Source organism: Motilimonas sp. 1_MG-2023 (assembly GCF_030547455.1).
Lineage (GTDB): Bacteria > Pseudomonadota > Gammaproteobacteria > Enterobacterales > CBDFNC01 > Motilimonas.
On the sequence record NZ_JAUOPX010000041.1, the window covers coordinates 1 to 11,597 of the forward strand.

Genomic DNA, 11,597 nt, shown 5'->3' on the forward strand with positions numbered 1-11,597 from the left:
GCTATCGCCACAAAAGGCTGAAGCAGAATACTTCAAAACTTATAACGAGGTGGCCAGTTTTAGTTGACCACTACACTATACTTAGGCGCGAATCAAGCTTTAAGTGACGATGAGATAGAGGACGTGTCAATGAGTGAACTCAATCCTTACCAGCCCATTGCATGTGATAAGTATGACTACCTCGAGCTGGCGTGCCTTAAACAACAACCTTTACACTTGGTGCTGATAGATCAAAGTTGTCACCTTGTGATTCCTCACACGCTACGCATTAAGTCGGATCGAGGCGAGTGGCTAGAAGCCGAAGAAAATGGTCATCCTCAAGCGTTTCGACTTGATAGCATTAGTAAATTTAAGTTTGCCGAAATCAGCCTCCCGCAAGACTGGATAAACTTAGCACCATATAAAAATGACTAAATTATGATTGATATAACGCGAACATAAAAAACAAAAAAAATCAAAATCTTAAATATTAATCAACCCAAAAATCCCCCAACCTCCCGACAGCAAACAGACGCCAATTCGCATAAAAAAAATGAATATCGCTATACTCAACAAACAGAGGCAACTTGCCTGCCAGGGAGAAAGAGTATGGATCTACAAATTAAACACAAAATGATTTTGGCCTTACTCGTGCCATTATTATTGCTCGCTTCTATCAGCATACTAGCGGTTAATGTAATGGGAAAAATAGACCATAGCCTGAATAGTTTATATAACGACAGAGTTGTGCCTCTCGAAGACTTAAAAATCATTGCTGATGAATATGCCGTTTCGGTTATCGATGCCATTAACAAAGCCAACGCAGGAGGCATAAGTGCACAAGAAGCCGCTCTCGCCCTACAAAAAGCAACACGTACAATTGAACAACGCTGGGAAAAATACCTATCAACAACACTAACAACCAAAGAGCAGCAACTCGCACAAGAAGCCGATAAGTTGTTTACACCAGCCAACAATGCGATAACACACCTCCACAGTAAACTGGCCTCATTCAATGGCAACCTTTCCGGACAGCTCACTCAAGATATTATGCCTTTATACCAAGTCATCGATCCCATAAGCAGTAAAATATCTGAATTAATTAGCCTACAACTTCATGTGGCAAAAGAAGAAAGAGGAGCCGCGCATCAGGCTTACATCACCTCAACTAAATGGTTTATCACACTGACTATTTGCGCGTTATTAGCCAGTATTATACTGGGGATTTGGGTTAACCGTAGCGTAATGAAGCCTATCACCAACATTTTAAGTACACTTAAAACAGTCAGAGAAGAGCTCGACCTTAGGGTCGATTTTAAGGTCTATAACAATGATGAATTAGGCCAAATCTCAAAAGATCTGACTGGGGTAATCCAACATCTAGGTAAAATTTTAAACGGCATTAGCCAAGCCGCAATGACCATCAATGAGTCAAGTGATGAGCTGAGCCGCTTTACTCAACAAACTAACGAACGAATGTCATTGCAACAAAATGAAACCGAACAGACAGCCACCGCAATGAACCAAATGACGGCCACAGTGCAAGAAGTCGCACAAAGTGCCAACTCGGCAGCAGACTCGGCAAGAGAGGCTGATAACACGGCCACTTCCGGTAACGAGATAGTACAAAAATCCATCCAAAGCATGTCAAAATTATCAGCACAAATTGAGCAAACATCCGTCGTCATCAATCGGTTGAATGTAGAGAGCCAAAATATCGGGCAGGTACTTGAAGTAATAAAAGGTATTGCTGAACAAACTAACTTACTGGCTCTTAACGCTGCAATTGAAGCCGCCCGTGCCGGTGAACAAGGCAGAGGTTTTGCAGTTGTAGCTGATGAAGTAAGAACGCTGGCACAACGTACACAAAAATCGACGTTAGAAATTGAATCTATGATTGAAAAATTACAATCAGGAGTACAAGAGGCTGTCACGGCAATGGAGCTTGGCACTCATGATGTTAAAGATGCCAATGATCATACCATTCAAGCGGGGGATGCTTTAATTAAAATTGTTAACTCGGTTGATGTCATCAGCGACATGAATACCCATATCGCGACGGCGGCAGAAGAGCAAAGTAGCGTTGCCGAAGCCATTAACCAAAGCATAATAGCTATCAGTGATATCGCAAAAACAGCCAGTACCGCAGCACAAGAATTAGAGATATCGGTGGGTCAACTAAATGAGGTTGCTGTTAACATGCGCTCTCAGGTCGGCGAGTTTAAGCTTAAATCAGAGCATTAACTATGGCTTTACACTTATTCAAGCAGTAAACGAAAACTTAAAGAGAGAAAAACTGCTCGCTGGTCGCTGTGGCTTGTTTAATCAATTCAGCTATATTCTGTCCTCGAGCATCTGCGATAGTTTGCGCAATATGAGGCAGATATTGCGGTAGGTTACGGCTCGATTTTGGCTTAGGACGCAACGTGCGCGGCAATAAATACGGGCTATCTGTTTCTATCATCAAGCGGTTACCTGGGATGAGTTTAACTGCTTGATGTAAATGTAAGCCACGGCGCTCGTCACAAATCCAGCCGGTGATGCCAATATGTAAATCAAGATCGAGGTAAGCTTTTAAATCATCTAATTCACCTGTAAAGCAGTGCAATACAGCAGCAGGTAAGCGATCCCGATAAGGTTTGAGAATTTCAATAAATCGAGCCCTTGCATCACGCTCATGCATAAACACCGGTAATTGCAGCTCGACCGCTAACTCAAGCTGCTGCTCAAATACTTTATCTTGCACTGGTCGAGGTGAAAAATCTCGATTGTAGTCTAAGCCACACTCCCCCACCGCTTTAACTTGAGGCAAGGCCCATAATTCACGTAACGATGCCCATGTTGATTCAGACACACTTTTTGCATCATGCGGGTGCACCCCTGCCGTGGCATAAAGATAACCGGGATATTCAGCAGCAAGCTCAGCTGCGGCTTGGCTTTCGGCTAAATTAGTACCGGTAACTATCATTCCTGTTACGCCCGCATCTTGGGCTTGCGCGATAACTTGCCCCCGGTCTTTATCAAAGCGCTTGTTGGTTAAATTAATACCGATATCGATCATGCAGATTCACTCCCATCATCTGCTGGTGCTTTCACATAAAAACGAGAAAACAGCAAGCCTAACTCAAATAACAACAGCATAGGAATCGCTAGCATGGTTTGTGAAATGATATCTGGCGGCGTCAATAACATACCAATCACAAACGCAGCCACCACAATATAAGGTCGCTTAGCTTTAAGTTGGGCTGGCGTCGTGGCCCCAGTCCAACAAAGTAACAAGGTTGCAATTGGGATTTCAAATGCTAGGCCAAAAGCAAAAAATAATTTAAGAACAAAATCTAAATAACTACTAATATCGGTAGCAATGGTGACGCCTTCGGGCGCTACCGAGGTAAAGAATTGAAACGCAAGGGGGAAAACCACATAGTAAGCAAACGCTATACCACCATAAAATAGCACCGCACTAAAAAATACTAACGGGGCGACCAGCTTTTTTTCGTGTTGATATAAACCTGGCGCAATAAATCCCCAAGCTTGATACAACAAATACGGCATTGCTAAGAAGATACTTAGCACTATGGTTAATTTAATTGGCGTGAAAAAAGGTGTCGCAACATCCGTTGCTATCATACTGGTGCCTTCAGGAAGGCGACTGGTCAGAGGCTCAGCAACAAAATAGTAAATATCATTGGCAAAGTAGACTAGGCCAAGAAAAATCACCGCCACCGCCATCACAGCGCGTAACAAGCGGTTACGCAGTTCCATTAAATGACTAATTAATGGCGCCGCAGATTGCTCTGGTTTTACGTCAGACATTTATTTCTTTTCCTGCTCGTCGCCCTTTATGTCAACAGACGGGGGAACATCATTATTTACCACACTCGACTCAGGATCCAAAGCAGCTGGATTTTTAGCATAAGGTCGAGTGACTGACTCTGCCGCTTGTTTTAAGCTTTCTACTGATTCATGTAACTCGGGTGAAATATCTTTCAAGCCCTGTTGCTCAGCCTTACGCAAATTTTCATGTAACTCATGAATCTTCAACTCTTGGGAAAGCTCATTCTTCATTGTATTGGCAGTCCCTTTCACGGTGCGAACCCAATGCAACACCGTTCGTATCGCAACAGGTAAACGCTCAGGGCCTAATACAATCAAACCAATCACTGAAATAAGGACGATTTCCCAAAAACCGATATCAAACATAGCGGGTTAATCCTGCTCTTTTTGTTTGCTTTTTTCGTCTTTTGGATCCAAATCTGCTTGTTTCTTTTGTGCTGGATCAGCCAAATTTTTGGTGCTATCTGCAGAGTCATCATCGCTCATGGCTTTTTTAAAGCCCTTTACCGCCCCGCCAATATCGCCACCCATGTTACGCAATTTTTTTGTGCCAAATAATAAAATCACTATTGCCGCAATGATCAGTAACTGCCAAATGCTAATGCCACCCATAATGTTATCCCGTTTATAAAGTTAGATGATTAATATAAGTTTAAAACCACTGAGCAATAACGCTCTCTTATGCTTAGTTTACTCTAAAGTTGCACCAAACAATGTTACTCTTTTGCGGTGTGTAAATAAGCTTTAACACAAGCCAGCCCCCCTAAGACGGCCGCTATTTTTGCCAGTGTATCTTGCTCACCATATAGCACAGCCCCAGCCACTAATAATGCGCCGCCCAATATGCCCCAAAATCGACTTTTTGCCATGTTACGGCTATGTTGATGAAAAGCTCGCTGCATTTTGTTTAATTGATGTTGCTGGTTTCTAAACTGTTTTAGCCCGTCATAAATTAGCTCGGGAAATTCAGGTAACTTCTCAGCCCAAAATGGTGCTTTATCTTTCACCGCGTTAATAACAGATTTAGGGCCTACCTGCTCCATCATCCAGTTTTCCAGAAATGGTTTAGCTGTTTTCCATAAATCAAGCTGAGGATAAAGCTGACGGCCTAAGCCTTCGATATACAATAACGTTTTTTGCAACAACACTAATTGCGGTTGCACTTTCATATTAAAACGACGCGCAGTATTAAATAAGTTAAGTAATACATGACCAAATGAGATTTCTGATAACGGTTTTTCAAAAATCGGCTCACACACGGCGCGGATCGCAAATTCAAACTCTTCTACTTTAGTTTCGATGGGGACCCAACCTGAATCAACATGTAGTTGAGCCACTTTACGGTAATCACGATTAAAAAAGGCCAAGAAATTTTCCGCTAAATAGCGTTGGTCTTCTTTATTTAGTGTGCCAACAATACCGCAATCAATGCCGATCCACATCGGGTCTTCGGGATGTTCACGCGAAACGAAAACGTTCCCTGGGTGCATATCTGCATGAAAAAAACTGTCACGAAACACTTGTGCAAAAAAGGTCTCAACACCGCGCTCGGCCAATAACTTCATGTTAGTGCCTTGGGCTTCCAGTGCCGCGATATCTGAAACAGGAATACCGTAAATTCGCTCCATCACCAACACTTTATGAGTGCAGTAATCACTGTATATTTCAGGCACATACAATTCTTTCGAGCCCTCAAAATTACGCCGTAACTGAATAGCATTAGCGCCTTCACGCATCAAGTCCAGTTCATCTATGATGGTTTTTTCGTATTCTTCAACCACCTCAACCGGACGTAAGCGATCTGCTTCAGGGGCATATTTGGCAACAATCTGTGCCAGTAACTTCATTAATTGCACATCCGCCTTAATAATTTGACCGATGCCAGGGCGAATAACTTTCACCACCACCGCGCGGCCATCCTGTTTTAAGGTGGCAGTATGTACTTGAGCAATGGAAGCTGAAGCCAAGGGAGTGGCATCAAAGTCATCAAAAATATTCTCAACTTTGTCACCTAAATAGCGCTCAATCTGCTCAATAGCCAGATCGCCGCAAAAGGGCTTCACTTGATCTTGTAGTAAAGCTAACTGCTCAGCAAACTCAGGCGGTAATAAGTCACGCCGAGTAGACAGCATTTGGCCAAGCTTAATATAAACGGGGCCGAGCTCTTGCAGCGCTAAGCGACAGCGTTCCGGCAGCGCCATGTCTGGAAATTCATTCTCAATCCAAAACAAAGCCTTGCGACCAAAACGGCTGCCTAAAGGTAAGTGCTCGTAGGGAACTAACTCATCTAAACCATATTTTAAAAAAGTTTTAGCGATCGCATAAAAACGACCTATCTCTGCAAACTTCATCATTTAGTTACTTGCTCTGCCAATTGCGCTAGCCGTGCCGAGGTAGCATGAGTGCGTTTTTCAAGGGCGCTTACTTCATCACAAAAATAAGCCACTTCGAGTGGTCCCGGTGCCAACCGGTATTCTTCCGTAATGATTTCACCAATATTATGCTGTAATCGGCAAAGTTGCTGGCCAGCTAAGCGTTTAACTTGCAACAGCCCATAACAAAGTTTGTGCGCGAAAACATCACCCAAATAACGTGATAACTCGTCTTCCCAGTCAATGTCCATTTCTGTCAACAACTGCGCAAACTGCTGCAATAACTGAATATCACCTTCAACTTCGAGTTTTTCTTGCTTAATGAGCGAAGTGGTTTTAGCGCTGTCTTTTAACTCATCCAATGCCGAAATTGAAAGCTTAACCAGCACATCTGGCTGGCCTTCATATTCACCCAGCACATCAACTTGTTGCGAGCTAATAACAAAGTAGAAAGGGCTAGGTAACTCTTTCAACTCTATAGAAAATACCTTACCTGCGAGTTTTTTTCGCCGAGCTTGCCCTTGCCGATCCAATAATTGCAGTGAATTAATACCGGCTTCAACACCGGCACTGATCAGGCTTAATAAAGGCATAGCTTACTCCTAGAACTTATAACCGCGGTGCAAGGCAACAATGCCGCCAGTCATATTAAAATATTCAACGCCTTCGAAACCAGCGTCTTCCATCATTCCTTTCAAGGTCTCTTGGTCAGGATGCATACGAATACTTTCGGCTAAATAACGATAACTGTCAGCATCATTAGCCACCAGCTTACCCATAGCAGGAAGAAAGTTGAAGGAATAAAAATCGTAGAGCTTACTGAGTATTGGCTGGTCTGTTTTAGAAAACTCTAAAACTAACAAACGCCCACCCGGTTTTAACACGCGGAACATAGAGCGAATAGCTTTATCTTTGTCGGTGACATTGCGTAAACCAAAGGCGATAGTGATCAAGTCAAAATGGTTATCAGGGAAAGGCAACGCTTCTGCATTTGCTTGCACATACTCAACATTACCTTCAATACCAAGATCACGTAGCTTGGCCCGCCCCACCTTTAACATTGAATCATTAATGTCAGCGAGTACAACATGGCCCTGCTCTCCCACCACGCGAGAAAATTTAGCCGTTAAATCACCAGTACCACCTGCCAAGTCAAGTACCTTTTGGCCAGGACGAATGCCTGAGCAGTCAATAGCAAAACGCTTCCAAAAACGATGAATGCCAAATGACATAAAGTCGTTCATAATATCGTACTTGGTCGCCACTGAATGAAACACCTCAGCAACTTTATCGGCTTTTTCAGCCTTGGCTATGGTTCGGTAACCAAAATGCGTCGTTTCGTCATGCTTAGCGTTATCATGGGCCGCTTGATCAACCTGCTCCGTCATCATGTATCCTTAAATTCCTGACTAGGCAGCTAGTTTACTTGATGCCGCGCCACCACTCCAGCAATTACCCACAGATAGCAACAGGCAAAAGAAACAACCAAATGCCACGCAACCCCAATAAGAATAGCGATTAGATTGATTCAGCATGAATTATGTATGAATTATAGTTAATGAAAAAAGAATAAAAGCAACTAAAACAAAGAGATAAAAATTAACAGACAAGTGAAACATCAATAAAAACGACAGATATTCTACTTTTCTCAGCTACACTGGATTTTGACAAACAGAGAGATTTTACGGTTACTCTCTGCTGCGATGTAAATAGAGCTCACTTGCTCATAATCGGTTAAGGATTCGCGCTTATGGGGATAAGGGTCGCATCCTTATTGAGCGCCAATAATTATGACAAGTGAGCCGCTTCCAATTTATTATTTGTTTATATAAGCCACCACTTCCACAGCGCCAAAAATCTCAACTACAATAATTCTAACTATTTATTAAATCGATCTTTTTCGATATTCCTACCGAATTATTTATCCATGAATAAAAGGAATATATGTCTTTAGTCACTAAATTATTGTTGCTGATTAGCGCAGTTGTGCTTTCGGTGATGCTTATTATGGGCTTTTACATTATTCAGAATGTAAAAAGGTCGATAATAAACAAGTGCAACAGTTATTGCACAGTTACTTAAGTTTGGCTGAAGCACGCTTTAACGATCGAGCTGAGTTTTTAATACACAACGCCATTGTTACTGCGCAAAACCCCAACGTACAAGATGCCCTGCAACGTCATCAACCGCAAAATATCTCCACCCAACTCAATAATATTGTCGCCCTGTATCCTTACTTAACTTACATTTTAGTGTTAGACATGGATGCCGATATTCTTGCTGCAAGTAATCGAGATAGTTCTGGCTCCGTTTTTAACACCGTCACCTGGCTAGGGAAAAGTAGCTTAAGCCACCCTTTATTTCCCAATAGTTCAGCCCACCAACCCCTCATAAGTAACCCTAATGTCGATCCTTGGTTATCACAACAAAACACACTGCAACAATGGATCATGGCACCAGTGATACAAAAAGGCGACCAACTTGGCTGGGTCGTATTGTCATTTGATTGGCAAACCGCCAGTGAAGACACCTTATTACAGCTAACAAAAGAGCAAAATAGCCGAGGCTCAGCAATCATTGACGCCCTGATCACCAATCAGAGCAACATTGTTATTGTTAGCTCTACCCCTTCCCAAGAAGGTAAGCCCTTTTTAGCCAGTGACGACATACATGTTATTAGTCAACCGATACAGGTGGCTAACCAGTCAATGAATATTTATCTGCTCCATGATAAAGCACAGCTTAACGCTGTCTTTGCTCATACTGATCAGTTAATGCTCAGTATGGTTGCCGGCATGACCATCCTGCTTATAACAGCTTTGTACTGGGGCTTACACCGTTACTTATTTAATAGAATAGCCATTTTACACCAAGGCACAGAACTGTTAGAACAAGGAGATTTTGGTTATCGGCTACCTAATTTGGGCCAAGATGAACTAGGCAAGCTCGGAAGTGCTTTCAACCATTTAGCAGAAAGCTTAGCCTACTTAAAGGCTCAACTAGAGCACGAAAAGCAAACCTTAGATGACAGAATTTTAGCTCGCACCCAAGAATTAGAAATAGCCAACAAGAAAGCAGAGGCTAGCGCCCAAGCCAAGAGTGAATTTCTTGCCGCCATGAGTCATGAAATTCGGACACCTATGAATGGCGTGCTCGGCATGACACAGTTACTGCAAAATTCAGGCTTAAACGAAAGACAAAAAGAATACACCGATATTATTTACCAGTCCGGCTCATCATTACTGATTATTATTAATGACATTCTCGACTTTTCAAAAATTGAAGCCGGTCAGCTCAGTTTAGATAAACTGCCGTTTGATCTCGAAAAAGAATGCCATGAAATTTGTCAATCCTTGTCCTTACAGGCCGATGACAAAGGGCTGGAGTTGTTACTGGATTACGATAGTAATAGTCCAACCACTGTAATTGGCGATGCATTACGGATCCGCCAGCTGTTAGTAAACTTAATTGGTAACGCAATTAAGTTTACTAAACGAGGAAGCATTAGCGTTAAAGTCAACAGTGAACAAGATCAGAATGGACTCAACATCTTTTCTTTAGCCGTGATTGATACGGGTATCGGTATTCCTAAGCATATTCAGCCTCACCTATTTTCCTCTTTTACTCAAGCAGACTCGTCTACCACACGTAAATATGGGGGCACCGGACTCGGATTAGCCATTTGTAAGAAGTTGTGTGAATTAATGGGGGCAACATTAGCCTAAAAAGTGTGGAGGGAGAGGGCTCAAACTTTACCGTGAGTCTGCCTTTGGGGATCCACAGTACTCAGCCCCTAAATAAAAAACTGGATCTAAAAGGAAAGAAAGTATTATTAGTGGATGACAACCCACTAAACCTCAACATACTGTATCGCATGTTACAGCCACTTGAGATGAATATTAGCTCTTGTTCGGATCCTATCAACGCGTTAGATAAACTAAAAAAATCAGCCAGCACCGAACCATTCCAGTTAGTCATATCCGATTATAGGATGTCAGCAATAGACGGGGCAGAATTAACCAGCAAAATACGCCGTATCGACACTTATAATGATATCCCAATCCTCATTTTATCTTCATCGTGCCAACTAGAAGACAGTCAAAAATTACAACAAGCGGGCGCCAATAAAATCCTCAGTAAGCCTATCACCTGCAATATACTTTTTTCCGCTCTAGACTCGTTATGCCGTAATAAAAAACAAGACCCTATTTTATTAAGTGCCACTCATACCAATACTAAAATAGAACGACTATCAGGGCACATTCTACTTGCAGAAGACGTACTCACCAACCAGTTGGTTGCGACAGCCATGTTAGAGCAGCTTGGCTTAACAGTGGATATCGCTAATAACGGCCTAGAGGCGTTAGATAAATGGCGTACAGGTCATTATCAATTAATCTTAATGGACTGTCAGATGCCGATATTAGATGGCTATCAGGCAACAGCCAGGATTTTAGCTGAAGACCCCAATAATTCGGTGCCGATCATAGCATTAACAGCTAACGCGCTTCCTGCTGATCGAGAGCGCTGTTTTAGCGTCGGTATGGATGATTTCTTGTCTAAGCCATTTGAACAACAAGCACTGGCCAATATGCTCGATTATTGGCTTAGTAGAACAAAACCTGAACCACATCACCTAGAACCAACACTGAATACTCAGGAGCCAACGATGGGAAACGACACAATCACTGACAACAGTGACAATTTAGTTGAATTAAACACTTTTGAAATGCTCAAAAAAGCCATGGGTAACAACTTTAATATGCTAATTGACGCTTTTATAACCAGTTTAGACGAACAACTAATAAACCTACCAAAATCCATACAAGACAACGATTTAAAAACATATGTTCGCGAAGTTCATAGTATGAAATCAGCCAGTGCAAATTTTGGTTTTAATGAGTTTTCAGCACTTAATAGAAAACTAGAGCTAAACGGCTCAAAAGAAGGGCAATTTGCCACAGAAGCAGAGTTAGCCGATTTAGCTGAACAAGTAACAAAAATTAAGCAATGGCTTAAAGAAAATGCCTACGCAGCTTAAGTCCACGTAGTCAGATAGAGCGTGTTTATAGCAAAATTTCGTTGTCAAAATAAAACGCAAAACCTGTTACACCCAAAACAGCCTAAATTGTGGGAGCCAAAGCTATTTACGACGTCTTGTGTGGCCTAATCACAACGTTTTGCGTGAAAACATACTATTTCGCTTATCCAAAATTTGGCTTAATCAACAAGAAGGTAATGTAAAGCTAAGTAAGTTTCGGGCCAATTACTTGTAATTTAAATGACTCAGCATTAGAAAGGGGCTATTTAGTCTCACCAATGCCTTACTTAGTCAATCCACTTTTATTAGTGGGATTGAAAGAAAAGCAGCATTTTCACGGTCTTATTAAGTGATTATTACTTGTTGGA

General features: G+C 42.1%; 11 protein-coding genes. 4 read left to right on the top strand and 7 right to left on the bottom strand.

Features of this window, described 5'->3' with window-relative positions; all coding sequences use genetic code 11:
• Positions 1 to 63: 63 nt before the first annotated feature.
• Entirely contained in the window at positions 64 to 414 is a 351-nt protein-coding gene (locus Q4519_RS17355; RefSeq protein WP_303514445.1) for a Rho-binding antiterminator, read from the top strand.
• A gap of 174 nt (positions 415 to 588) precedes the next feature.
• Entirely contained in the window at positions 589 to 2,223 is a 1,635-nt protein-coding gene (locus Q4519_RS17360) for a methyl-accepting chemotaxis protein (protein ID WP_232801552.1), read from the top strand.
• 37 nt (positions 2,224 to 2,260) lie between these two features.
• Here Q4519_RS17360 and Q4519_RS17365 read toward each other — a convergent pair whose 3' ends face one another.
• From Q4519_RS17365 to ubiE, 7 genes are all read right to left on the bottom strand, one after another.
• Positions 2,261 to 3,040, bottom strand: coding sequence for a TatD family hydrolase (locus Q4519_RS17365; RefSeq protein WP_303514448.1), 780 nt, complete (start codon positions 3,038 to 3,040; stop codon positions 2,261 to 2,263).
• Positions 3,037 to 3,795 carry a twin-arginine translocase subunit TatC gene (tatC, locus tag Q4519_RS17370; protein WP_232801550.1) on the bottom strand — a complete coding sequence of 253 codons (759 nt, stop codon included), beginning with the start codon at positions 3,793 to 3,795 and terminating at the stop codon, positions 3,037 to 3,039. The genes Q4519_RS17365 and tatC overlap by 4 nt, the downstream gene beginning before the upstream one ends.
• Positions 3,796 to 4,182: a Sec-independent protein translocase protein TatB gene (tatB, locus tag Q4519_RS17375; RefSeq protein ID WP_303514451.1), complete on the bottom strand. Its 387-nt coding sequence runs from the start codon at positions 4,180 to 4,182 to the stop codon at positions 3,796 to 3,798.
• 6 nt (positions 4,183 to 4,188) lie between these two features.
• On the bottom strand, positions 4,189 to 4,428 hold the full coding sequence (gene tatA / locus Q4519_RS17380; RefSeq protein WP_232801548.1) for a Sec-independent protein translocase subunit TatA: 240 nt from the start codon (positions 4,426 to 4,428) through the stop codon (positions 4,189 to 4,191).
• A 104-nt stretch (positions 4,429 to 4,532) separates the two neighbouring features.
• Complete coding sequence (gene ubiB / locus Q4519_RS17385) at positions 4,533 to 6,167, bottom strand: ubiquinone biosynthesis regulatory protein kinase UbiB (protein WP_232801666.1); 1,635 nt, start codon at positions 6,165 to 6,167, stop codon at positions 4,533 to 4,535.
• On the bottom strand, positions 6,167 to 6,781 hold the full coding sequence (locus Q4519_RS17390; protein ID WP_303514454.1) for an SCP2 domain-containing protein: 615 nt from the start codon (positions 6,779 to 6,781) through the stop codon (positions 6,167 to 6,169). The genes ubiB and Q4519_RS17390 overlap by 1 nt, the downstream gene beginning before the upstream one ends.
• 9 nt (positions 6,782 to 6,790) lie before the next feature.
• Positions 6,791 to 7,576, bottom strand: coding sequence for a bifunctional demethylmenaquinone methyltransferase/2-methoxy-6-polyprenyl-1,4-benzoquinol methylase UbiE (ubiE, locus tag Q4519_RS17395; protein WP_303514455.1), 786 nt, complete (start codon positions 7,574 to 7,576; stop codon positions 6,791 to 6,793).
• 666 nt (positions 7,577 to 8,242) lie between these two features.
• On the opposite strand from ubiE, the gene Q4519_RS17400 reads away from it, so the two are divergent.
• Entirely contained in the window at positions 8,243 to 9,913 is a 1,671-nt protein-coding gene (locus Q4519_RS17400; RefSeq protein ID WP_303514457.1) for an ATP-binding protein, read from the top strand.
• Positions 9,914 to 9,945: 32 nt separating this feature from the next.
• Positions 9,946 to 11,229 carry a response regulator gene (locus Q4519_RS17405; protein ID WP_303514460.1) on the top strand — a complete coding sequence of 428 codons (1,284 nt, stop codon included), beginning with the start codon at positions 9,946 to 9,948 and terminating at the stop codon, positions 11,227 to 11,229.
• Positions 11,230 to 11,597: the final 368 nt, after the last annotated feature.

Coding starts and splice junctions, on each gene's coding strand:
- Q4519_RS17360 (WP_232801552.1), top strand. CDS start 589: ATGGATCTACAAATTAAACACAAAATGATTTTGGCCTTACTCGTGCCA.
- Q4519_RS17365 (WP_303514448.1), bottom strand. CDS start 3,040: ATGATCGATATCGGTATTAATTTAACCAACAAGCGCTTTGATAAAGAC.
- tatC (WP_232801550.1), bottom strand. CDS start 3,795: ATGTCTGACGTAAAACCAGAGCAATCTGCGGCGCCATTAATTAGTCAT.
- tatB (WP_303514451.1), bottom strand. CDS start 4,182: ATGTTTGATATCGGTTTTTGGGAAATCGTCCTTATTTCAGTGATTGGT.
- tatA (WP_232801548.1), bottom strand. CDS start 4,428: ATGGGTGGCATTAGCATTTGGCAGTTACTGATCATTGCGGCAATAGTG.
- ubiB (WP_232801666.1), bottom strand. CDS start 6,167: ATGAAGTTTGCAGAGATAGGTCGTTTTTATGCGATCGCTAAAACTTTT.
- Q4519_RS17390 (WP_303514454.1), bottom strand. CDS start 6,781: ATGCCTTTATTAAGCCTGATCAGTGCCGGTGTTGAAGCCGGTATTAAT.
- ubiE (WP_303514455.1), bottom strand. CDS start 7,576: ATGACGGAGCAGGTTGATCAAGCGGCCCATGATAACGCTAAGCATGAC.